Here is a 21,357-nt window from a genome sequence, read left to right as displayed (position 1 = left end):
CGTCTCGCGACATAAGGCCAATCCATGCCGCCCAACGGACAACGCGGCCCTCAACGGGCGATTCCCCAACTCGACGCACTGCCCCGGCCGCTTTATGCGCGGGCCGAGAGCCTGGGCGCGGGTTCCTGGACGCCGCGCCATCGGCATGACTGGGTGCAGTTTTCTTACGCCATCAGTGGCGTATTGGGGGTGCACACCGACCAAGGCAGCTTTTTCGCCCCGCCGCAGTGGGGGATCTGGATTCCGGCGGGGCTGGAGCACGAGGTCATGACCTCGATGCGCGCCGAGATGCGCAGCCTGTATGTGCGCCGTGAAGACTGCCCGTGGGCGCCCGATCATTGCCGGGTGCTGGAGGTCACGCCGCTGGCCCGCGAGCTGATCAAGCGCTTTTGTGCGCTGCCGGCCAACTACCCCGAAGCAGGCGGCCCCGAACAACGACTGGTGAGTGTGTTGCTGGACCAATTGGCCGAATTGCCGGAAGTGGGCTTTTCGTTGCCATTGCCTCACCACCCGCGCCTTCTGGTGCTGTGCAATGAATTAATTGAAACCCCTGATGCCGAAGTCAGCGTGGGGCTGTGGTCGGCCCGGCTGGGCGTGTCGGAGAAAACCTTGATGCGATTGTTTCAACGTGAGACAGGCTTGAGCTTTCGTGGCTGGCGCCAGCGGGTACGCTTGCTGTCGTCGTTGCGGGTGCTGGAAGACGGTGCTCACGTCACCCGGGCGGCTCTGTCCTGCGGCTATGAGTCGACGTCGGCGTTCATCGCCGCGTTCAAGAAACTGTTTGGCGCCACGCCCGGCGAGTTGTTTCGCCATCACTGAGCGTCGGGCGTTCAGGCGGTGCTCGCCCATCGGGGCTCGTCTATCATTCAGAAGGTTTGGCGCAGGATGTGCCGGACTGTCAGGTGTACAGGGAGTGCTTGCAAGCGACTTGGAATGCGGCGCCCCTCTCCCCGTGGTGCGCGGATTGCCGTATAACGAGTGACATTCGCGTGTTTGGTAATAAAGGACCCACAATAAAAGCTGATGAAGACTCCAAAACGCTTAGAACCCCTGATCGAGGACGGTCTGGTCGACGAGGTGCTGCGCCCACTTATGAGTGGTAAAGAAGCAGCTGTGTACGTAGTCCGCTGCGGCAATGAGCTGCGATGCGCCAAGGTTTACAAGGAGGCTAACAAACGAAGTTTTCGCCAGGCCGCCGAATATCAGGAGGGTCGCAAGGTTCGTAACAGCCGTCAGGCCCGAGCGATGGCCAAAGGCTCGAAGTTCGGTCGTAAAGAGACCGAAGACGCCTGGCAAAACGCCGAAGTGGCTGCGCTGTTCCGTCTGGCTGGCGCCGGGGTGCGGGTTCCCAAACCGTTCGACTTCCTGGAAGGCGTGCTGTTGATGGAACTGGTGGCCGACGAATACGGCGACGCGGCTCCGCGTCTGAACGACGTGGTGCTGGAGCCGGACCAGGCCCGTGAATACCACGCGTTTTTGATTCAGCAGATTGTGCTGATGCTGTGTACCGGTCTGGTTCACGGTGACTTGTCCGAGTTCAACGTGCTGCTGACCCCGACCGGCCCGGTGATTATCGACCTGCCGCAAGCGGTCGATGCCGCCGGCAACAACCACGCGTTCAGCATGCTGGAACGTGACGTGGGCAACATGGCGTCGTACTTCGGCCGGTTTGCGCCGGAGTTGAAGACGACCCGATACGCCAAGGAAATGTGGGCGCTGTATGAAGCGGGCACGTTGCACCCTGGCAGCGTGTTGACGGGTGAGTTTGATGAGCCGGACGAGCTGGCCGATGTCGGCGGAGTGATGCGCGAGATCGAAGCGGCGCGGCTGGATGAAGAACGCCGTCAGGCCGTACGGGCTGCCGATGAGGCTCCCCCGGGCAAAACCGAAGAGCCGCCTCCACCGTGGATGCAGTGATTCGATGAAGCAAAAAAACCGGCTGCGGCCGGTTTTTTTGTGGGCGTTGTTCCCCCCGCTGGCTTAAAACCGGTTCAGCGGGACTTTCAGGCTGTGTATGCCTTTGTCGTCGGCAGGCGGCAGGTTGCCCGCGCGAATATTGATCTGGATCGCCGGAATCAAGAGTTGCGGCACCGACAAGGTTGCGTCACGGGCGGTGCGCATCGCCACAAAACTTTCAAGGTCGAGGGTGTCATTCACGTGGATGTTGCGCGCCCGCTGTTCACCCACGGTGGTTGTCCAGGCCACGTCGCGGCCTTCGGGCGGGTAGTCATGGCACATGTATAACCGGGTGGTCGGCGGCATAGACAGCAGGCGTTTTATGGACTGATACAGTTGCCTCGCGTCGCCCCCCGGGAAGTCGCAGCGGGCCGTGCCGACATCGGGCATGAACAGGGTGTCACCGACAAAAATGTGGCTGTCTTCGATCTGGTACGCCATGTCCGCCGGGGTGTGGCCGGGCACATGCAAGGCGCGCACGTGCAGCGGCCCTATGTGAAACACCTCGTCAGGGGTAAACAATTTGTCGAATTGTGATCCGTCCTGCCGGAACTCAGGCTCAAGGTTGTAGAGGTCGCGGAACACACCCTGCACCTGGGTGATGGGCGCTCCAATGCCAATTTGGCCGCCGAGTGTTTTCTTCAGGTAGGCACTGGCCGACAAGTGATCGGCGTGGGCATGGGTTTCCAGCAGCCAGTGCACCGTCAGGCCACGGGACTCGACAAAGGCGGCGATCCGGTCCGCACTCTGGGTGCTGATGCGCCCGGCGGCGGCATCGTAATCGAGCACCGGGTCGATGATCGCGCAGGCGCCCGCCGTGGCGGCGTACACCACGTAGCTGACGGTGGAGGTAGCGGGATCGTAAAAGCCCTGTATTTCGGGGTGCATGGCGGCCTCACATCAGTCGATACAATTCTTAATATATTGAAAGATATATTATTGAATCGTAAACTGTCGACCGTTATGTCGGCAGGGGTTTTTTCAATGTCTGTACAGCTCACCCATCACCAAATCGGTCTGCTGCGCGATTCGGCGTCCAAAGCCTGCCTGCTGCTCAAGGCGCTGGCCAACGAAGATCGCCTGTTGCTGTTATGTCAGTTGACCCAGGGCGAGCGCAACGTGGGCGAGCTTGAGGCGCTGACCGGTATTCGTCAGCCCACGCTGTCTCAACAGTTGGGTGTGCTGCGCGATGAAGGGTTGGTCAATACCCGGCGCATGGGCAAGTTCATCTTCTATTCCCTCGCCAGTTTCGAAGTGGTCTCGGTCATGCAAACCCTGTCCGGTTTGTACTGTGGTCAAGCGTTGAAGCAGTAACGCGCAGCGGGACCCAATCCATTCATTTTCAGTTGTGCCTGGAGTGCTCAATGGAGCAAAACATCAAGCGAATCGACGCGTGCTTTTCGGTGGCGGGTCAAATCGGTCAGTCTGATCTCCAAACGTTAGCGGGGCAGGGGTTTCGCAGTGTGATCTGCAACCGGCCCGATCATGAAGGCGGCCCCGAACAACCCGAGCACACCGCGCTCCGCGACGCCGCGCAGGCCCTGGGGTTGAGTTTTGCGTATGTGCCTGTGGCCACCACCGGGGCGACGGCGCAGGACGCCGAACAGATGCGCACCGTACTGGCGCAACTGCCGACGCCGATTCTGGCGTTTTGCCGCACCGGCAATCGCTCCTCCAAATTGTATGAACTGGCCACCCGTGGCACTCGCGAAGCGGCACCGTATGACATCGTCGTGATCGGCGGCGGCTCGGCCGGGATCTCGGTGTGCGCGAGCCTGCTCAAGCGGGATGCGGCGTTACGCATTGCCGTGGTTGAACCCAGCGCCGAGCATTACTACCAACCCGCGTGGACGTTGGTGGGTGGCGGCGCCTATGACGTGAAAAACACCGTGCGTGCCACGGCTGACGTGATGCCCAAGGGCGCCACCTGGGTCAAGGCGTCGCTGTCCGCCTTTGCCCCCGAGCGCAATGTGGTGCTGCTCAGTGATGGCAAGGAGTTGACCTATCAGCAATTGATCGTCTGCCCGGGGTTGGAACTGGCCTGGGAGAAAATCGAGGGCCTGGAAGAGACGCTGGGCCAGCATGGCGTGACCTCCAACTACCGCTATGACCTCGCGCCCTATACCTGGGAGCTGGTGCGCACGTTGCGCGGCGGTACGGCGCTGTTTACCCAGCCGCCCATGCCGATCAAGTGCGCAGGCGCGCCGCAAAAAGCCATGTACCTGGCCTGTGACCACTGGCGTAAACAGGGGGTGCTGGACGCGGTAGCGGTCGAGTTCAACCTGTCGGGCGCGGCGTTGTTCGGTGTCCAGGCCTTTGTGCCGCCCTTGATGAAATACGTTGAAGCGTACAACGCCACACTTGTGTTTCAGTCCACGCTGGTGAAGGTCGACGGCCCTGGCAAAACGGCCTGGTTTGATGTGACGGACGCTGACGGCAATGTGAGCCGTCAGCAGAAAACATTCGACATGTTGCATGTCGTGCCGCCGCAACAGGCGCCGGATGTGATCCGTCGCAGCCCGTTGGCGGACAGTGCCGGTTGGTTTGAAACCGACCCGGCCACCTTGCAGCACCCGCGCCATCCGGAGATTTTTGCCCTGGGCGATGTGTGCGGCACGCCGAATGCCAAAACGGCCGCAGCGGTGCGCAAGCAAGTCGTGGTGGTGGCTGAAAACCTGATCGCCCTGCGCAAGGGCGCTGCGCTGAGCAAGCGCTATGACGGCTACGGTTCGTGCCCGCTGACCGTCGAGAACGGCAAAGTGATCCTGGCCGAGTTCGGCTATGGCGGCAAATTGCTGCCAACGTTCCCGCTGGACCCGACTGTCGCGCGTCAGTCAGCGTGGTTCCTCAAGGCGTCTTTCCTGCCGTGGTTCTACTGGCAAGGCATGCTCAAGGGGCGCGAGTGGTTCACCGACTGCTCGGGAAACTGACCGGCCTATGTTGACCATTCTGTTGGGCGTTTTGGTGGGCGTGGTGCTGGGGTTGACCGGTGCCGGGGGTGGCATTTTGGCGATTCCGGCGTTGACCCTCGGTTTGGGGTGGACGCTGGCGCAGGCCACGCCGGTGGCGTTGCTGGCGGTGGGCACAGCGGCGGCGTTGGGTGCGCTCGACGGCTTGCGCAAAGGCCTGGTGCGCTACAAGGCCGCCGCGCTGATGGCGTTGGTGGGTTCGATCACCTCGCCGGTGGGGTTGTATCTGGCCGCGCTGTTGCCCGCCAGGGTGCTGGTGTTGCTGTTTGGCTGCGTGATGATTTTTGTGGCCGTGCGCATGTTTCTCCAGGCACGGGCCGATGGCCGTGAAGGGGCCAGCGAAGGGGTTCTGGAAAAAAACTGCATGCTCAATCCGGCCACCGGCCGCCTGACCTGGAATGCACGGTGCAGCCTCACGCTGGTGTCGATTGGCGCCACGTCAGGCTTGCTCACCGGGTTGTTGAGTGTGGGCGGCGGGTTCTTGATCGTGCCGGCGTTTCGCAAGTTCAGCGATGTGCGCATTCACGCCGTGGTGTCCACCTCGCTGATGGTGGTGGCGTTGGTGTCACTCGGCACGTTGGGCAATTTGATGCGTCAGGGCGTGAGCCTGTCCACCGAGGGTGTGCTGTTTATTGTCGCCACACTGGTGGGGATGATCGCCGGCCGGGTGATTTCGCCCAAGGTCTCCGCGCAGTTATTGCAGCAGGGGTTTGCCGTGTTGTGCGCGTTGGTGAGTGTGCTGATGTTCGCCAAAGTGCTCATGATGAGCCTTTGACGAAACGCCTGGCTCAGGCGCAGCAACTGCCCGACGCCAGGCCCTTGAGGATCGGGCAGTCAGGACGGTGGTCGCCCTGGCACGTATCGACCAGCTCTTGCAGGGTGTCGCGCAGGCTGGTCAGTTCAACGATTTTTTGGTTCAGCTCATCGATATGCTGGCGCGCCAGCGCTTTCACGTCGCTGCTGGCGCGCTGGCGGTCTTGCCAGAGCGCCAGCAGTTTGCCGACTTCGTCCAGAGAAAACCCCAAGTCCCGCGAACGCTTGATGAAGGCCAGGGTGTGCAGGTCGTCGTCGCTGTACAGCCGGTAGCCGCTGTCACTGCGATGGGCAGGCTTGAGCAGGCCGATGGACTCGTAATAACGAATCATCTTGGCGCTCAGTCCACTGTGCTTCGCGGCTTGACCGATGTTCATGACGACTACCTCCTCACTCAAGGTCCTTGGGTTTCCAGAACTTCAGCAACAGTGCATTGCTGACCACGCTCACGCTGGAAAAGGCCATCGCGGCCCCGGCCAATACCGGGTTCAAAAAGCCGAAGGCCGCCAGCGGAATCCCGATCACGTTGTAGATAAACGCCCAAAACAGGTTTTGGCGGATTTTGGCGTAGGTCTTGCGGCTGATTTCCAGCGCGGCAGGCACCAGACGCGGGTCGCCGCGCATCAGGGTGATACCGGCCGCATGCATGGCCACATCTGTGCCGCCGCCCATGGCAATGCCGATGTCGGCCGCCGCGAGCGCCGGGGCGTCATTGATGCCGTCGCCTACCATGGCGACCACCCCGGTTTTTTTCAACTCGGCCACCGTGGCGGCTTTGTCGGCGGGCAGCACCTCGGCGTGAACATCCTGAATACCCAACGCTTCGGCCACCACCTTGGCACTGCCTTTGTTGTCGCCAGTCAGCAAGTGGCTGCTGATATGGCGCTCGGTGAGCTGCTGCACGGCGGACAGTGCCCCCGGCTTCAAGGTGTCGCCAAAGGCGAACAGGCCCAGCACTTTGGGCTGTGGGCTTTGCTCGATCAGCCACGACAAGGTGCGGCCTTCGGCTTCCCAGGCCGCGGCGGAGTCGGCCAGCGGGCCGGGGGTGAGCCCGGTTTCTTCCAGCAGGCGACGGTTACCCAGCGCCAGACGACGGTCCAGCAAGGTGCCCGCAATCCCTCGGCCCGTCAGCGACTGGCTGTCCGTGACATCGGGCACGGTCAACTGACGCGCTGCGCAGGCATCGAGTACGGCTTTGGCCAAGGGGTGCTCGCTGCCGCGTTGCAGTGCCCCGGCGGCTTGCAGCAATTGCGCTTCGTCCCCCGAGACGGCACTGAAATGGGCAATTTGCGGGGTGCCGGAGGTCAGCGTGCCGGTTTTGTCGAAGACCACGGCGCTGACTTCATGGGCGCGCTCAAGGGCTTCGGCGTCTTTGATCAAAATGCCATGCCGGGCAGCCACCCCGGTTCCGGCCATGATCGCCGTCGGGGTGGCGAGGCCGAGCGCGCAGGGGCACGCGATGACCAGCACGGCGACAGCGTTGATGAGCGCGGTTTCAATCGGCGCGCCGTAGAACCACCAGCCCAGTAACGTCGCCAGCGCAATCAGCAGCACCACGGGGACGAAAATCTGGCTGACTTTATCCACAAGCTTTTGAATCGGCGCCTTGCCCGCCTGTGCGTCTTCCACTAGGCGAATAATGCGCGCCAGTACGGTTTCAGTGCCCAGCGCCAGGGTTTTGATCACCAGACGACCTTCGCCGTTGATGGCGCCACCCGTGACGTTATCCCCAGGCTGTTTTGGCACCGGCAGGCTTTCGCCGCTGATCAGGGCCTCGTCGGCATGGCTTTGACCTTCGACCACTTCGCCGTCTACCGGGAAGCGTTCGCCGGGTTTGACCAGTACCAGGTCGTTGAGGCGCAGGTCGCTGATGGCCACGTCCTGTTCCTGCCCATCGACCACCCGCAGGGCGCGTTCGGGGCGCAAGGCTTCAAGTGCCCGGATGGCGCTGGCGGTTTGGCGTTTGGCGCGGCTCTCAAGGTATTTACCCAACAGCACCAGCGCGATCACCACGGCCGAGGCTTCGAAGTACAGGTGGGGCATGGTGCCGGGGGCGGCGATGGCCCATTCATACAGGCTGAGGCCGTAACCGGCACTGGTGCCCAGTGCGACGAGCAAGTCCATATTGCCTGCACCGGCTTTGACGGCTTTCCAGGCGGCCACGTAAAACCGTGCGCCGAGGATGAACTGCACCGGAGTGGCCAGCAGAAATTGCGCCCAGGCGGGCAGCATCCAGTGCAGGCCGAACGGCTCGACCAGCATCGGCAGGACCAGCGGCAATGCCAAAACGATGGCCGCCACCAGCGACCAACGCTCACGGCGCAGGCGTTTGTGTTGATCGTCTTGGGTGGCGTGGACATTTTCTGTGAGTTGGGCGCTGTAGCCCGCCTTGGTCACCGCCTCGATCAGGCGGGCGGGGTCGATAGGTCCCAGCGATTCGATGTGCGCCCGCTCACTGGCCAGGTTGACGGTGGCGTTTGTCACGCCGGGAACTTTGGCCAGGGCTTTCTCGACCCGACCTGCACAGGAGGCGCAGGTCATGCCGCCGATGTTCAGCTCTACGGTCTGGCTGGGCACGCTGTAACCGGCCTGGGCGACCGCTTCAAGCAACAACGGCAGGCTGTCGGCAGGCGCTTCGATACGCGCCTGTTCAGTGGCCAGATTGACACTGACCGATGTCACACCGGGCACCTTGGCCAGCGCTTTTTCTACGCGGCCGGCGCAACTGGCGCAGGTCATGCCGGCGATCGGCAAGTCGTATTGAATGGGCACGAACAATCCTCCTCAAGAAGTTATCTATCCATAGAATCGACCTTGACCCGGTGGGAAGGTCAAGGCGCTTGTCAACCGTGACGGCCGTCTTCTTGACGGTGCTTAATATTCGAGCTTGGCGGGCTTGAGGTAGAGGCCGCCTTTTTGCAGGGCAATGCGATATTTGCGTACATCGCCCGCTTTCAAGGTGAGGGTTTGAGACGGCGGGGCCAGCATGCCCGGCAGACAACCCGGGGCTTGGCCCGGCAACGACTTGAGGCGAATGCTGATCGGGCCGGGCGGGAAGTTAAAGGACGTGGCTTGTTCCTGGAACAAGCGGCCAGCCAGTTGATCGTCTACATAAAGACCGATTTCGCAATTGGTGGGCACCTCAAGGCGCTCGCGGGAAATGATCAACACGCCGTAGTCCTGATCAGCGTTTGCCCACAACGGCAAGCTGGCAAGACCTAAAAGGCTGACTAGGCTCAAAGCGGACCAGCGCATGGCTACGTATCCTGTTTTTAAATCGGAAGGTTTGCAGCTTGGCCGAGCGCGAAACAGATTGCCAGCCTCGTGTCACTGCACCCGGGCTTGACCTTGCCATGATGGCAAGGTGGACACTCTGAACCTCACTAACCAAGGAGTGAACACAATGCACGTTTTTAAAGTTGACGGTATGACCTGTGGCGGATGCGTGGGCTCGGTAACTCGAGCACTCATAAAGGCAGACGAAGACGCAAAAGTTGAAGTGGACTTGCAGAGCAAAACCGTGAAAGTGGAAAGCAAATTGCCTGCACTGGAAATCATCGATGTCATTACCACGGCGGGTTTTGACGCGCGCACGGCCCATTAACGCGTTGTCGGGTTGTGCCTCATCAGGGGTTTATTAGCTAGCTCGCTATCTTTATGTTCAAGATCCGTCAGCACAGCTAGACTACCGGGTCGCGCTGACACTCGTCCGACTTGGATCCCTGATGAACTTTAGAACCATTTTGATTCTCGGCGCTTTGAGCGCCTTCGGTCCCTTGGCCATCGATTTTTACTTGCCGGGTTTCCCGGCGATGGCCCAGGCATTTGCGACCGATGAAAAACACATTCAACTTACGCTGGCGGTTTACTTTCTGGGCCTGTCGATCGGTCAGTTGGTCTACGGTCCCATTGCTGACCGCTTCGGTCGGCGCGTGCCTTTGTTGGTGGGCGTCGGGTTGTTCACGGCGGCGTCGTTTGCCTGTGCCTTTGCGCCCTCGCTTGACTGGCTGATCGGGGCGCGTTTCGTTCAAGCCCTCGGCGGTTGTGCGGGGATGGTGCTGTCGCGGGCGATTGTCAGTGACAAGTGCGATGCCGTGGGCTCGGCCAAGGTGTTTTCGCAACTGATGCTGGTCATGGGGCTGGCGCCCATCCTGGCCCCGATGCTCGGTGGCCTGCTGGTCAATCTGTACGGCTGGCAGGCGATTTTCATTGTCCTGACGTGCTTCAGCGCCCTGGCGGCGTTGGCCGTGGCGCTGGGCTTGCCGGAAAGTTTACCGGCCAATGTGCCACGTCAACCGTTGTCCGGTGCGTTGCGCCAGTACGGCCGCTTGCTCAAGGATCGTGAATACCTGGGGCATGCGCTGACCGGCGGGATCGCCATGGCCGGGATGTTCGCCTACATCGCGGGTTCGCCGTTTGTCTTCATCCAGTTGTATGGCGTCCCCGCCGAGCATTACGGCTGGCTGTTCGGCAGCAATGCGGCAGGTTTCATTCTCGTGGCTCAGGTTAACGCGCGGTTACTGGCCAAGCGTGGCCCGGCCTTTTTGCTGTCGCGCATGGTGTGGCTGTACCTGGCCGCCGGTTTGACGCTGTTGGGCATCAGCGCCTTGCACACGGAACAACTGTGGCCGCTGTTGATCCCGCTGTTTATTTGCATCGCCAGCCTGGGGTGCATCATTCCCAATGCTTCGGCCTGCGCCATGAGCGGGCAGGGCGCACGGGCGGGTAGCGCCTCGGCGTTGCTCGGCTGTCTGCAGTTCAGCGTGGCGGCCGCGGCGGCGTGGCTGGTGGGGGTATTGCACGATGGCAGCGCCATGCCGATGGCCATGGTCATCAGCTTGTGCGGGATTTTGGCGGTGTCGATCGCGGTGGCAACCCGGCGGCTGTACACCGCGCGGATTGCCGCTCAAACCTCGATTTGATTCAGCCCGCCATTCGCTCAGGCAATCTGTGCGGGGCTTGCAAGCGTGTGCGCAGCGTGTCCACAAAGGCTCTGGCCTCCGATTCGCTGCGAAAGTTGATGGCTTGCTGGTCGATTTGAACCTGCCACTGGCAGTCGCGGGATCTTGCTAACGCTTTTATCAGGATTTTCATTTCTGGCCTCCTCAGGTTCGCAAAGGAGGCCAGTGTATGCCCGATAACGCTGAGAAATATGACGGACATCAAGTCTCTGACTGACGGTTACACAATGGCCGGATCAGTCTCGTCAGGCGTTTCTCAAAACCCTTCCAGCACAATTTTGCCCTTGGACTTTCCGCTTTCCAGCAGCGCGTGGGCGCGGCGCAGGTTAGACGCGTTGATGGTGCCGAAATGTTCGCCCACGGTGGTGCGCAGGGTGCCCGCGTCTATCAGTTCTGCGACCCGGTTCAGCAAGTGATGCTGTTCAATCATGTCCGGGGTTTCGAACAGCGACCGGGTGTACATGAACTCCCAATGCAGTGACAGGCTTTTGCGTTTGAGCAGGGCAATGTCCAGCGTCTTGGGGTCGTCGATCAGGGCCAGTTTGCCCTGGGGTGCCAATGCCTCGACCAACTGCGCCAGGTGTTGATCGGTCTGGGTCAGGCTGGCGACGTGAGTTACGGCGTCGATGCCTGCCTGCTTCAAGGCTTCGCTCAGGGGCTGGCGATGATCGACGATCACATCGGCGCCCAGTTCGCGCACCCACGCCTGGGTCTCTGGACGCGAGGCGCTGCCGATGACCTTGAGCCCGGTAAGCTGACGGGCCAGTTGTGTCAGGATTGACCCCACGCCGCCCGCCGCACCGACGATCAACAGACGTTGGTGCAGGTCAGTCTTGCCTTGCGCGATGCCGAGGCGTTCAAACAACAGTTCCCACGCAGTGATGGCCGTTAAAGGCAGTGCCGCGGCGTCGGCGAAGCTCAGGCTGTTGGGCATGTGACCGACGATGCGTTCGTCGACCACGTGACGTTCACTGTTGGCACCGGGGCGGGCAATCGAACCGGCATAAAACACCTTGTCGCCCACCTTGAACAAACTGACGTCACTGCCTACGGCCTTGACCACCCCCGCCACGTCCCATCCCAACACCTTGGCTGTGCCCGCGTCGGGCTGTGTGTTTTGCCGCACCTTGGTGTCGACCGGGTTCACGGAGATAGCCTTGACCTCCACCAGCAGGTCCCGCGGCCCGGCGACAGGTTCAGGCAGTTCAATATCTTGCAGGGCTTGCGGGTCTTGAATGGGCAGCGAATGGTAATAACCGACAGCTTTCATGGGGGCATCCTGTAGAGAGGGACAGCGTGGGGCGATGATTCGCTATTTCCTGGCGTAGTAAAACCGGCTAAAACGGCAGGCTCTTTCAATATTTTTTTGATAATAGGCGGTGTTTTCAGCATGGTGCGCTTTGACGACCTGCAAATATTTGTCCGCGCTGCTGATCTGGGCAGCCTGTCAGCCGCGGCCCGGGTCATGGACATGTCACCTGCGGTGGCGAGCGCCGCCCTCAAGCGCCTGGAGGCTCAGTTAGGTGCGCGCCTGCTGGCACGCTCAACCCGCAGCCTGCGTTTGACGGCCGAGGGGCAGGGGTTTCTGGACTATGCGCGCAAGGCATTGGGCAGCCTGGAGGAAGGGCGGCGGCTTTTGTCCCGTGGGCAGGATCAGGTCAGTGGGGTGCTGCAACTCTCGGCGCCTTCAGACTTCGGGCGAAATGTCTTGCTGCCCTGGCTTGATGAGTTTCAGCGTGAGCATCCGCAACTGACGGTGAGGCTGCTGCTGGGGGACCGTATTGCTGATCTGTTTCGCCAGCCGGTGGACATCGCCTTGCGCTATGGCGAGCCGGAAGACTCCAGTTTGGTCGCCTTGCCGGTGGCGGCGGACAATCGTCGGGTGCTGTGTGCGTCACCCGCCTATCTGGCGCGGGCTGGCGAGCCGCATCAGCTCGAACAATTGCTGCAACACAATTGCTTGCTGTACATGCTCGGCACGCGGGTGCACGACCATTGGCGATTTGATGACGGCAAGCGTGAGACCGGGCTGACGGTGAGCGGCGACCGTTTCAGCGATGACGCTGATGTGGTGCGTTTGTGGGCGCTGGCCGGGGCGGGCATTGCTTATAAGTCCTGGCTGGACGTGTCTGCGGATGTGCAGGCGGGAAGGTTAAAGGTGCTGATGCCCGAGCGGGTGGGGGAACGGGCGCCGTTGAACATGTTGTGCGCCCACCGGGCGCAGTTGAGCAAACCGGTGAAATTGTTACGTGACATGCTCAGCGAGCGCTGTGCTGAACGGGCGCTGCGCCGGTAATCGCCGCCGCAGGTCACGGCAGCGATTACGCACACGCTTTACGGCTTGATCAAACGGGCATCCAGGCCGTTTTGCGCCAGACGCTTGGCCTGGTCTTCGGTCATGCCCAAGTGGGTGTGCAAGGCGTGGAAGTTCTCAGTCATGTACCCGCCGAAGTACGCCGGGTCATCGGAGTTCACCGTGACGTTCACGCCACGCTCCAGCATGTCGAGGATGTTGTGTTGCGACATGTGATCGAACACGCACAGTTTGGTGTTAGACAGCGGGCACACGGTGAGCGGAATTTGCTCCTCGATAATGCGCTGCATCAAGCGTTCATCTTCAATGGCACGCACGCCATGGTCGATCCGCTGAATTTTCAGCAGGTCCAGGGCTTGCCAGATGTATTCCGGCGGACCCTCTTCGCCAGCGTGGGCTACGGTCAGGAAGCCTTCGTCGCGGGCGCGATCAAAGACACGCACAAACTTGCTGGGCGGGTGGCCCATTTCCGAGCTGTCCAGGCCCACGGCGATAAAGGCATCGCGGAACGGCAACGCTTGATCGAGGGTCTTTTCGGCTTCTTCTTCGCTCAAGTGGCGCAGGAAGCTGAGAATCAAACCGCTGGTGATGCCCAGTTGCTGTTCGCCGTCCTTGAGTGCAGCGGCGATGCCGTTAAGCACGACCTCGAACGGGACGCCGCGGTCGGTGTGGGTTTGCGGGTCGAAGAACGGTTCAGTGTGAATGACGTTCTGCTCTTTGCAGCGCAACAGGTACGCCCAGGTCAGGTCGTAGAAGTCTTGCGAGGTGCGCAATACGTCCGCGCCCCGGTAATACAGGTCCAGAAACTCTTGCAGGTTGTTGAAAGCGTACGCTTTGCGCAGGGTTTCGACGTCGTTCCACGGCAGGGCGATCTTGTTGCGTTCAGCCAGAGCGAACAGCAGTTCAGGTTCCAGAGAACCTTCAAGGTGCAGGTGCAGTTCCGCTTTTGGCAGGGCGTTGAGCCAGTCGTACATAGAAGTTTTTCTCATCAAATCAGGTGCAGATGGCGGCATTCTACAGGCCCGGGCCGACATATTTGGTAAAACCCGACCAAGCTATTTGCCGGGCCGCGGCCATTGGCGGGGTGCGCAGGGGCGAAGTGGTGCGTTCAGTGAACTAATATGTAACGAAACGTTAGTGAGTTGCGGCAGTCTGTAACCCAACGACGTGTATTGGTTCACAGGTAAAAGGCTCGCGATGCTGACTTTATTAAAAGATGAAAAACTCCTGCTGCTGGCGATTGTCATGGCGTGTGTGGCCTTCCCGCTGGAGCCCTGGCTGCTGCATAACGGGCAAGTGACAGCGCTGGTGGCGGGTGGCGTCCTGATTGCAGCGATTGTGTGCGCGTCCATGCGTGTGGCTCATCACGCCGAAGTGTTGGCTGAAAAGTTCGGTGATCCTTACGGAACAATGATTTTGACGCTGTCAGCCGTTTTGGTTGAGGTCGTCATCCTCGCGATCATGATGAGTAATGAGGCGTCTCCAACGTTGGTGCGGGATACGATTTATTCAGCGGTGATGCTGGATATCAACGGGATTCTCGGCCTGGCAGCGCTGATGGGCGGGATCAAGCACGGCGAGCAGTCCTACAACGACGATTCGGCGCGCACCTACAGTGTGATGATTCTGACGGCCATGGGCGTGTCGATGGTGGTGCCGGAATTTATCCCCAAGGCAGACTGGAAAATTTACTCGGCGTTCACCATTGGCGCGATGGTGTTGCTGTACACGCTGTTTTTGCGCATGCAGGTCGGGCCGCACAGTTACTTTTTCAGTTACAGCTACCCCGAGAAAAAGGGCCGTAAACGTGCCCCGGAAGGGGAAGCGAGCAACCTGAAACTGTCAGTCGGCGTGTTGGTGTTTGGCATTATCGTGATTGGCGCGCTCGCCGAGGTGATGTCCAAGGCCCTCGATCTAGGGTTGGAAGGGACTGGCGCACCGCCTGTCATGACTGCGATTGTGGTGGCCGCGATCTCGGCGGCTCCGGAAATCTTGACTGCGCTGCGTGCCGCCTTGGCCAATCGCATGCAGTCGGTGGTGAATGTGGCACTCGGGGCTTCGCTGTCCACCGTTATCTTGACCGTGCCGGTCATGGAGGCCATGGCGCTGTATACCGGTCAGCCGTTCCAGATGGCCATGACGCCCGTGCAGACGGTGATGGTGTTGATTACGTTGGTGGTGAGTGCCATCAACTTGAATGACGGCGAGACCAATGCGATCGAAGGCATGACGCACTTTGTGCTGTTTGCGACCTTCATCATGCTGTCGCTGCTGGGGCTTTGACGTAAAGGGCGGCGTGCAGGCGCCGCCCGATCGGTCGCCTACCAGGGAATCGTCTGGCCTTTATAGTCGATGAAGTAATGGCCCCCTTTGCCTGCATAGGCCTTCACTTGCTCAACCAGCCCACGGGTGCTGGTTTCAACGTCGATATCGGCACCTTCGCCGCCCATGTCGGTTTTGACCCAGCCGGGGTGCAGGGTCAGAACAGTAGGCCGGTCCTCGCCCAGTTGACTGATGAAGGTATTGGTCATGGAGTTGAGTGCGGCTTTGCTGGCTTTGTAGAGCGCTAGTTCAGGCGCGTCTGGCGATGCAACACTGCCCAGACCGGAACTCATAAACGCCAGCACCCCACTGCCTTTACGGATTTTGCTGACAAAGGCTTGCGCCAGGGTGATCGGCGCTACGCTGTTGGTCAGGAACAATTGACCGATGTCGGACAGACTGGCGCGCCCTGACGTTTGATCGTCCGGCCCCTTGATCCCCGCGTTCACAAACACCAGGTCAAATACGTGAGTGTTTAGCTTTTGGCTCAGGTTCCTGATAGCTTCAACGTTGTCCAGATCCAGCTGTTCGATGTTGACGTTGCCCAACGCTTTAAGCTTCTCAACGTTGCCAGGGTTACGCACGGTGGCGGTGACGTTCCAGCCATCGTTGATGAGTTGCTCGACCAGGCCCAGACCCAGTCCACGTGAGGCGCCAATGATAAGTGCGTTTTTTGCTGTCATGAGTCGCGTCCTATACAGGGTAAATGAGGTTCACCGCACACGGTTTTACTCCTTCAGGCGTCGACTGCCCACCCATGCAAGTTGGTTAAAAAACGTACAGTCATAAGCAGCCGTTACAGAATGTGCGCTCCCGTTGGGTTTGCACGGCTTATCCACAGGTTGCTCCACAGGAACTGTGCGCAACCTGTGCACCTGGGTATAAGCGCGCGCAGGGATGGTTCGAAGGGCTATAAATCAGAGTAACGCGCTGTTTGCATTGAGGTTTCTACCCTTTGAAGGCGCAGTCGATCAAAAAACGTACAAAGCGGCGCAGGTCACGCCAGTCAAGGGCTGTAGAGGAGTGTGCTCAGGTTATCCACAGTCGGGTGCACAGTGGTTGTGGGCAACTGTTTGACGGGGGATAAAGTGGGTCACTCTTCACTATTGATCGACTGGCGGGTCAGCACAATGCGGCCACGGCTGAGGTCGGCCAGTTGCTGTCGCAAGTCAGGAATCTGCGCTTCACTGACTTCCAGGACTAGCTCCACCCCGTTAGCGGTGAAGGTTTCATTGCTGAGCACGCCGTTGAGTTCAGACAGGCGCAGTTTGACCAGCGCCAATTCGCTGAAGCTGCACGCGCATTCCAGCGCGACTCGCGTGATAAGCGGTGACTTATCGGCCGCTTGCAGGCATTTGTTGGCGCCACCCCCGTAAGCGCGTGCCAAACCGCCCGTGCCCAGTTGAATGCCGCCATACCAGCGGATCACCAGGACCACGACTTGATCGCAATCCTGCGCTTCGATGGCGGACAGAATGGGGCGTCCGGCCGTGCCGCCGGGTTCGCCGTCATCGCTGCTGCGGTACTGATCGCCCAGCTTCCAGGCCCAGCAGTTGTGGGACGCGTTAAGGTCGCTGTGCAGCGCGATAAAGTCCTGTGCCTGTTGAGCGCTGGTGATGGGCGCCGCATGGGTGATGAAGCGGCTCTTGCGGATTTCTTCGCGGTACTCGCATGGACCGGTCAGGGTTGAAGGCATATCGATTCCGGGCTGGGCGCGAGGCATGCAGGCTTCGCGGCGGGGCTGACGAGGGGGACGAACGTTAGCGTGTCGATTCGAGGCTCTCAAGGAAACTTTCAAGAACCAGATGGGGGCGGCGGCCTTTGCGTGTGACCGAGGCCAGGCTCAAGTCATAAAAACGGGTATCAGGTTTGAGCGCCCGCAGACGACCTTGTTGTACCCACAAACTGGCGTAATGGTCCGGCAGGTAGCCTATGTAGCGGCCGGTCAGAATCAGGAACGCCATGCCTTCACGGTCCGATGCACTGGCGGTGCACTTGAGCGCCTGATAATGCGCCTGAATCTCTGATGGCAGACGAAACGTCGGTGCAATGGCGTCCTGATCGTTGAGGCGTTCGTCTTGCAACTGGTGGTCATCGACATAAAACAGCGGGTGGCCGACGGCACAGTAAAGCAGCGACCGCTCGCTATACAGCGGCTGATATTCCAGACCGGATAACGCACTGGCCTGGGGTACAACGCCGACGTGCAGACGGCCGTCCAGCACGCCCTGTTCTACCTCGTTGGGCGAAATCATGCGGATCTGGATTTGCACATCGGGCCCACGCTCTTTGAGTTGGGCCAAGGCGTGGGTGATACGCATATGGGGGAGGGTGACGAGGTTGTCGGTAAGGCCGATGGTCAGCTCACCGCGCAAGTGTTGATGCAGGCCGTTTACCTCTGTGCGAAAACTCTCAAGTGCGCCGAGTAATTGGAGTGCTGATTGGTAGACCTCGCGACCTTCTTCCGTCAGGGAAAAACCAGCACGCCCGCGCTGGCACAGGCGCAAGCCCAGTCGCTGCTCAAGATCGCTCATTTGTTGGCTGATTGCTGACCGGCCAATGCCGAGGACTGTTTCTGCCGCAGAGAAGCCGCCGCACTCTACGACACTGCGAAAGATGCGCAACAAGCGAATATCGAAGTCGCTGACTTGCGCCAAGGCATCGGAACGACGGCTGCTCATAGTTTAGTAAATGCCTAACTGAAGGTTAGAAGAGTTGGATTTCACCGACTTTATAGGCGTGGCAATTTAGCTGCAACAACGATTTCGACCCGACACTGCACTCTGTCTTGCGAGGTTTTGCTGATGAACATGCCTGAAAACGCCGAGTTAAACGTAGCCAGCCAGCTCAAGCTGGATGCGCACTGGATGCCTTACACCGCCAACCGCAACTTTCATCGGGATCCGCGTTTTATCATCGGCGCCAAGGGCAGTTATCTGACCGACGACAAAGGTCGACAAATTTACGACTCGTTGTCCGGCCTGTGGACATGTGGTGCAGGGCATACGCGCACGGAAATTCAGGAAGCCGTGGCCAAGCAACTCGGCACGCTGGATTATTCGCCGGCGTTTCAATATGGCCATCCCTTGTCGTTTCAGCTGGCTGAGAAAATCACCGAGCTAACGCCGGGCAACTTGAACCATGTGTTCTTCACGGACTCGGGTTCTGAATGCGCGGACACGGCCGTGAAAATGGTGCGTGCGTACTGGCGGCTGAAAGGCCAATCGACCAAGACTAAAATGATTGGCCGGGCGCGCGGCTATCACGGTGTGAACATTGCGGGCACCAGCCTGGGTGGCGTGAGCGGCAACCGTAAGCTCTTTGGTCAGGCAATGGCGGATGTCGATCATCTTCCGCACACCTTGCTGGCGAGCAATGCCTTTTCACGCGGTATGCCTGAGTTGGGCGGTATTGCGCTGGCGGATGAACTGCTCAAGTTGATCGAACTGCATGATGCTTCGAATATCGCCGCCGTGTTTGTCGAGCCGATGGCTGGGTCTGCCGGTGTGCTGGTGCCGCCTCAGGGCTATCTGAAACGTCTGCGTGAAATCTGCGATCAGCACAACATCCTGCTGGTATTCGATGAGGTTATTACCGGGTTTGGTCGCACAGGCTCCATGTTCGGTGCTGACAGCTTCGGTGTGACGCCGGACCTGATGTGCATCGCCAAGCAGGTCACTAACGGTGCGATCCCGATGGGGGCTGTAGTTGCCTCTACCGAGATTTATCAGACATTCATGAATCAGCCGACGCCTGAATATGCGGTGGAATTCCCACACGGCTATACCTACTCCGCGCATCCGGTCGCGTGTGCCGCGGGCCTGGCCGCGCTGGATTTGCTGCAAAAAGAGAACCTTGTCCAGAGCGTCGCGCAGGTGGCACCGCATTTCGAGCAAGCATTGCACGGCTTGAAAGGCGTGAAGAATGTGATCGATATCCGTAACTACGGTCTGGCTGGTGCGATCCAGATTGCACCGCGTGATGGCGATGCGATTGTGCGTCCTTTCGACGCCGCCATGAAACTGTGGAAAGCCGGCTTCTACGTCCGCTTTGGCGGTGACACGTTGCAGTTTGGTCCAACCTTCAACAGCAAGCCTCAGGATCTGGATCGTTTATTCGATGCGGTGGGTGAAGCGCTGAATCAGATCGACTGACCCCTTCTATATAGAAGAGGCTTTTTTGGATTTTCGACTGGCGCGTAGTGTTCGCGTCAGCAAACCTGTTTTGGAGTGGCAATGAGCACGATTCAACATTTGATCAATGGTGAGCTGGTTAATGATTCTGGCCGTACCGCCGATGTGTACAACCCGTCGACGGGCAAGGTGATTCATCAAGTGCCGTTGGCCGGTCGCGAGACGATTCAACAGGCAATCGACACGGCCAAGGCTGCCTTCCCGGCCTGGCGTAATACGCCTCCAGCCAAACGTGCTCAAGTGATGTTCCGTTTCAAGCAGTTGCTGGAACAGAATGAAGCCCGGATTTCGCAGTTGATCAGCGAAGAGCATGGCAAGACGCTCGAAGATGCGGCGGGTGAACTCAAGCGCGGGATCGAGAACGTGGAATACGCGTGTTCCGCACCGGAGATTCTGAAAGGCGAGTACAGCCGTAACGTAGGACCGAATATTGATGCATGGTCGGACTTTCAACCGATCGGGGTTGTGGCGGGGATTACGCCTTTCAACTTCCCGGCCATGGTTCCGTTGTGGATGTACCCGTTGGCGATTGTGTGCGGTAACTGCTTCATTCTGAAGCCGTCGGAGCGTGACCCGAGTTCGACCTTGTTGATTGCGCAGCTGCTTCAGGAAGCGGGCCTGCCTAAAGGGGTTTTGAGTGTGGTGCACGGCGACAAGACTGCCGTAGACGCCCTGATTGAAGCGCCAGAGGTGAAAGCCTTGAGTTTTGTCGGCTCCACGCCGATTGCCGAATACATCTATGCCGAAGGCACCAGGCGCGGTAAACGTGTGCAGGCGTTGGGTGGCGCGAAGAACCATGCGGTATTGATGCCTGATGCCGATCTGGATAATGCCGTGAGTGCCTTGATGGGCGCTGCTTATGGCTCGTGTGGTGAGCGCTGCATGGCGATTTCGGTAGCCGTGTGCGTTGGGGACCAGGTGGCGGATGCCTTGGTGGCCAAGCTGGTGCCGCAAATCGAGGCGTTGAAAATTGGCGCGGGGACTTCATGCGGTCTGGACATGGGGCCTTTGGTCTCCGGGCAGGCGCGGGATAAGGTCAGTGGGTATGTGGCGGACGGTGTAGCGGCGGGTGCGCAGTTGGTGGTTGATGGGCGTGGTTTGAGCGTCAAGGACCATGAAGACGGGTTCTTCTTGGGTGGATGCCTGTTTGATCGCGTTACACCAGAGATGCGCATCTATAAGGAAGAGATCTTCGGACCGGTTCTGTGCATCGTGCGTGTGAATAGCCTGGAAGCGGCGATGCAACTGATCAACGATCATGAGTACGGCAACGGCACATGCATCTTCACGCGTGATGGCGAGGCTGCGCGTTTGTTCTGTGATGAGATCGAAGTTGGCATGGTGGGGGTTAACGTACCGCTGCCTGTGCCGGTGGCTTATCACAGCTTTGGCGGCTGGAAGCGTTCATTGTTTGGCGATCTGCATGCCTATGGCCCGGATGGTGTGCGTTTTTACACGCGTCGCAAGGCAATTACCCAGCGTTGGCCGCAACGGGCCAGCCATGAAGCGTCGCAGTTTGCATTTCCGAGTCTTTAACGCATCTGTTGTTTAACAAGAAGCCAGCCGCAAGGCTGGCTTCTTTGTTTTAAGCTTTCGAAGGTTTATGACAGAAATGTGAAATTGAGGCTTGACTCAGAATTTCAGCGGCCTATAATTCGCCCCACTTCCGGCGCAGTCGAAACGGAAAACTCCTTGAGTTTCAATGAGTTAGACAGTTTTGACGATGCCAGCTTCAAATCATCGAAGCAGGAAATGAGGTGTTGACAGCAGCGTGTAACGCTGTAGAATTCGCCTCCCGCTAACGAGAGATCGGAAGCGCAAGTGGTTGA

21 protein-coding genes are annotated in these 21,357 nt (G+C 59.5%); 11 read left to right on the top strand and 10 right to left on the bottom strand.

The window, feature by feature from the left end:
• Nucleotides 1–24: 24 nt before the first annotated feature.
• A complete protein-coding gene (locus BKD70_RS08840) occupies nt 25–819 on the top strand; it encodes a helix-turn-helix transcriptional regulator (RefSeq protein ID WP_047273250.1) in 795 nt (264 codons plus the stop codon).
• Between the two features lie 204 nt (nt 820–1,023).
• Complete coding sequence (locus tag BKD70_RS08835; RefSeq protein WP_047273251.1) at nt 1,024–1,917, top strand: PA4780 family RIO1-like protein kinase; 894 nt, start codon at nt 1,024–1,026, stop codon at nt 1,915–1,917.
• A gap of 63 nt (nt 1,918–1,980) precedes the next feature.
• Here the strand turns inward: BKD70_RS08835 and BKD70_RS08830 are convergent, their stop codons facing one another.
• A complete protein-coding gene (locus tag BKD70_RS08830) occupies nt 1,981–2,844 on the bottom strand; it encodes an MBL fold metallo-hydrolase (protein ID WP_047273252.1) in 864 nt (287 codons plus the stop codon).
• A gap of 96 nt (nt 2,845–2,940) precedes the next feature.
• Between BKD70_RS08830 and BKD70_RS08825 the strand changes: the two genes are divergently transcribed.
• The 3 genes from BKD70_RS08825 to BKD70_RS08815 are packed head-to-tail and all read left to right on the top strand — an operon-like array spanning nt 2,941 to nt 5,700.
• Nucleotides 2,941–3,270, top strand: coding sequence for a helix-turn-helix transcriptional regulator (locus tag BKD70_RS08825; RefSeq protein WP_047273253.1), 330 nt, complete (start codon nt 2,941–2,943; stop codon nt 3,268–3,270).
• Nucleotides 3,271–3,320: 50 nt separating this feature from the next.
• Complete coding sequence (locus BKD70_RS08820; protein ID WP_080960296.1) at nt 3,321–4,886, top strand: bifunctional protein tyrosine phosphatase family protein/NAD(P)/FAD-dependent oxidoreductase; 1,566 nt, start codon at nt 3,321–3,323, stop codon at nt 4,884–4,886.
• Between the two features lie 7 nt (nt 4,887–4,893).
• Complete coding sequence (locus tag BKD70_RS08815; protein WP_047273254.1) at nt 4,894–5,700, top strand: sulfite exporter TauE/SafE family protein; 807 nt, start codon at nt 4,894–4,896, stop codon at nt 5,698–5,700.
• A gap of 13 nt (nt 5,701–5,713) precedes the next feature.
• On the opposite strand, the gene cueR is transcribed toward BKD70_RS08815, so the two are convergent.
• From cueR to BKD70_RS08800, 3 genes are all read right to left on the bottom strand, one after another.
• Complete coding sequence (gene cueR, locus BKD70_RS08810) at nt 5,714–6,115, bottom strand: Cu(I)-responsive transcriptional regulator (protein WP_047273255.1); 402 nt, start codon at nt 6,113–6,115, stop codon at nt 5,714–5,716.
• Nucleotides 6,116–6,128: 13 nt separating this feature from the next.
• Nucleotides 6,129–8,516 carry a heavy metal translocating P-type ATPase gene (locus BKD70_RS08805; RefSeq protein ID WP_255164184.1) on the bottom strand — a complete coding sequence of 796 codons (2,388 nt, stop codon included), beginning with the start codon at nt 8,514–8,516 and terminating at the stop codon, nt 6,129–6,131.
• Between the two features lie 96 nt (nt 8,517–8,612).
• Complete coding sequence (locus BKD70_RS08800; RefSeq protein WP_047273256.1) at nt 8,613–8,993, bottom strand: hypothetical protein; 381 nt, start codon at nt 8,991–8,993, stop codon at nt 8,613–8,615.
• 148 nt (nt 8,994–9,141) lie between these two features.
• Here BKD70_RS08800 and BKD70_RS08795 point away from each other — a divergent pair, with 148 nt between their 5' ends.
• Both BKD70_RS08795 and BKD70_RS08790 read left to right on the top strand, forming a co-directional pair.
• Nucleotides 9,142–9,342: a heavy-metal-associated domain-containing protein gene (locus BKD70_RS08795; RefSeq protein ID WP_047273257.1), complete on the top strand. Its 201-nt coding sequence runs from the start codon at nt 9,142–9,144 to the stop codon at nt 9,340–9,342.
• A 121-nt stretch (nt 9,343–9,463) separates the two neighbouring features.
• Nucleotides 9,464–10,660, top strand: coding sequence for a multidrug effflux MFS transporter (locus BKD70_RS08790; protein ID WP_047273258.1), 1,197 nt, complete (start codon nt 9,464–9,466; stop codon nt 10,658–10,660).
• Between the two features lies 1 nt (nt 10,661).
• Here BKD70_RS08790 and BKD70_RS25015 read toward each other — a convergent pair whose 3' ends face one another.
• The gene (locus BKD70_RS25015; protein ID WP_162841622.1) at nt 10,662–10,832 is read right to left on the bottom strand and encodes a hypothetical protein; all 171 of its coding nucleotides are present in this window, start codon (nt 10,830–10,832) and stop codon (nt 10,662–10,664) included.
• Between the two features lie 123 nt (nt 10,833–10,955).
• Nucleotides 10,956–11,969, bottom strand: coding sequence for a zinc-binding alcohol dehydrogenase family protein (locus BKD70_RS08785; RefSeq protein WP_047273259.1), 1,014 nt, complete (start codon nt 11,967–11,969; stop codon nt 10,956–10,958).
• Nucleotides 11,970–12,089: 120 nt separating this feature from the next.
• On the opposite strand from BKD70_RS08785, the gene BKD70_RS08780 reads away from it, so the two are divergent.
• Entirely contained in the window at nt 12,090–12,995 is a 906-nt protein-coding gene (locus BKD70_RS08780) for a LysR family transcriptional regulator (protein WP_047273260.1), read from the top strand.
• A gap of 38 nt (nt 12,996–13,033) precedes the next feature.
• Here BKD70_RS08780 and BKD70_RS08775 read toward each other — a convergent pair whose 3' ends face one another.
• Nucleotides 13,034–13,987, bottom strand: coding sequence for an adenosine deaminase (locus BKD70_RS08775; protein WP_047273261.1), 954 nt, complete (start codon nt 13,985–13,987; stop codon nt 13,034–13,036).
• Between the two features lie 223 nt (nt 13,988–14,210).
• Between BKD70_RS08775 and BKD70_RS08770 the strand changes: the two genes are divergently transcribed.
• The gene (locus BKD70_RS08770; RefSeq protein WP_047273262.1) at nt 14,211–15,296 is read left to right on the top strand and encodes a calcium:proton antiporter; all 1,086 of its coding nucleotides are present in this window, start codon (nt 14,211–14,213) and stop codon (nt 15,294–15,296) included.
• A gap of 38 nt (nt 15,297–15,334) precedes the next feature.
• Here the strand turns inward: BKD70_RS08770 and BKD70_RS08765 are convergent, their stop codons facing one another.
• From BKD70_RS08765 to BKD70_RS08755, 3 genes are all read right to left on the bottom strand, one after another.
• On the bottom strand, nt 15,335–16,018 hold the full coding sequence (locus BKD70_RS08765) for an SDR family oxidoreductase (protein WP_047273263.1): 684 nt from the start codon (nt 16,016–16,018) through the stop codon (nt 15,335–15,337).
• A 410-nt stretch (nt 16,019–16,428) separates the two neighbouring features.
• Entirely contained in the window at nt 16,429–17,031 is a 603-nt protein-coding gene (locus BKD70_RS08760; protein WP_047273264.1) for a YigZ family protein, read from the bottom strand.
• Between the two features lie 64 nt (nt 17,032–17,095).
• Nucleotides 17,096–18,016, bottom strand: a complete 921-nt coding sequence (locus BKD70_RS08755; RefSeq protein ID WP_047273265.1) for a LysR family transcriptional regulator — start codon at nt 18,014–18,016, stop codon at nt 17,096–17,098.
• Nucleotides 18,017–18,139: 123 nt separating this feature from the next.
• Here BKD70_RS08755 and BKD70_RS08750 point away from each other — a divergent pair, with 123 nt between their 5' ends.
• Together BKD70_RS08750 and BKD70_RS08745 are read left to right on the top strand one after the other, a co-directional pair.
• Complete coding sequence (locus BKD70_RS08750) at nt 18,140–19,489, top strand: aspartate aminotransferase family protein (RefSeq protein ID WP_047273266.1); 1,350 nt, start codon at nt 18,140–18,142, stop codon at nt 19,487–19,489.
• An 81-nt stretch (nt 19,490–19,570) separates the two neighbouring features.
• Nucleotides 19,571–21,064, top strand: coding sequence for a CoA-acylating methylmalonate-semialdehyde dehydrogenase (locus tag BKD70_RS08745; RefSeq protein WP_047273267.1), 1,494 nt, complete (start codon nt 19,571–19,573; stop codon nt 21,062–21,064).
• Nucleotides 21,065–21,357: the final 293 nt, after the last annotated feature.

The sequence above is a fragment of the Pseudomonas sp. BS-2016 genome, assembly GCF_001806145.1.
GTDB lineage: Bacteria > Pseudomonadota > Gammaproteobacteria > Pseudomonadales > Pseudomonadaceae > Aquipseudomonas > Aquipseudomonas lundensis.
The sequence above is the reverse complement of the archived record's forward strand: the minus strand, read 5'-3'. Positions and strand labels throughout refer to the sequence as shown.

What these genes read in the sequence shown, in the direction of transcription:
- BKD70_RS08745 (WP_047273267.1), top strand. Translation starts at nt 19,571, where the DNA reads ATGAGCACGATTCAACATTTGATCAATGGTGAGCTGGTTAATGATTCT.
- BKD70_RS08765 (WP_047273263.1), bottom strand. Translation starts at nt 16,018, where the DNA reads ATGACAGCAAAAAACGCACTTATCATTGGCGCCTCACGTGGACTGGGT.
- BKD70_RS08820 (WP_080960296.1), top strand. Translation starts at nt 3,321, where the DNA reads ATGGAGCAAAACATCAAGCGAATCGACGCGTGCTTTTCGGTGGCGGGT.
- BKD70_RS08830 (WP_047273252.1), bottom strand. Translation starts at nt 2,844, where the DNA reads ATGCACCCCGAAATACAGGGCTTTTACGATCCCGCTACCTCCACCGTC.
- BKD70_RS08825 (WP_047273253.1), top strand. Translation starts at nt 2,941, where the DNA reads ATGTCTGTACAGCTCACCCATCACCAAATCGGTCTGCTGCGCGATTCG.
- BKD70_RS08795 (WP_047273257.1), top strand. Translation starts at nt 9,142, where the DNA reads ATGCACGTTTTTAAAGTTGACGGTATGACCTGTGGCGGATGCGTGGGC.
- BKD70_RS08755 (WP_047273265.1), bottom strand. Translation starts at nt 18,016, where the DNA reads ATGAGCAGCCGTCGTTCCGATGCCTTGGCGCAAGTCAGCGACTTCGAT.
- BKD70_RS08760 (WP_047273264.1), bottom strand. Translation starts at nt 17,031, where the DNA reads ATGCCTTCAACCCTGACCGGTCCATGCGAGTACCGCGAAGAAATCCGC.
- BKD70_RS08750 (WP_047273266.1), top strand. Translation starts at nt 18,140, where the DNA reads ATGAACATGCCTGAAAACGCCGAGTTAAACGTAGCCAGCCAGCTCAAG.
- BKD70_RS08775 (WP_047273261.1), bottom strand. Translation starts at nt 13,987, where the DNA reads ATGTACGACTGGCTCAACGCCCTGCCAAAAGCGGAACTGCACCTGCAC.
- BKD70_RS08790 (WP_047273258.1), top strand. Translation starts at nt 9,464, where the DNA reads ATGAACTTTAGAACCATTTTGATTCTCGGCGCTTTGAGCGCCTTCGGT.
- BKD70_RS08840 (WP_047273250.1), top strand. Translation starts at nt 25, where the DNA reads ATGCCGCCCAACGGACAACGCGGCCCTCAACGGGCGATTCCCCAACTC.
- BKD70_RS08770 (WP_047273262.1), top strand. Translation starts at nt 14,211, where the DNA reads ATGCTGACTTTATTAAAAGATGAAAAACTCCTGCTGCTGGCGATTGTC.
- BKD70_RS08785 (WP_047273259.1), bottom strand. Translation starts at nt 11,969, where the DNA reads ATGAAAGCTGTCGGTTATTACCATTCGCTGCCCATTCAAGACCCGCAA.
- BKD70_RS08835 (WP_047273251.1), top strand. Translation starts at nt 1,024, where the DNA reads ATGAAGACTCCAAAACGCTTAGAACCCCTGATCGAGGACGGTCTGGTC.
- BKD70_RS08815 (WP_047273254.1), top strand. Translation starts at nt 4,894, where the DNA reads ATGTTGACCATTCTGTTGGGCGTTTTGGTGGGCGTGGTGCTGGGGTTG.
- BKD70_RS25015 (WP_162841622.1), bottom strand. Translation starts at nt 10,832, where the DNA reads ATGAAAATCCTGATAAAAGCGTTAGCAAGATCCCGCGACTGCCAGTGG.
- BKD70_RS08800 (WP_047273256.1), bottom strand. Translation starts at nt 8,993, where the DNA reads ATGCGCTGGTCCGCTTTGAGCCTAGTCAGCCTTTTAGGTCTTGCCAGC.
- cueR (WP_047273255.1), bottom strand. Translation starts at nt 6,115, where the DNA reads ATGAACATCGGTCAAGCCGCGAAGCACAGTGGACTGAGCGCCAAGATG.
- BKD70_RS08780 (WP_047273260.1), top strand. Translation starts at nt 12,090, where the DNA reads ATGGTGCGCTTTGACGACCTGCAAATATTTGTCCGCGCTGCTGATCTG.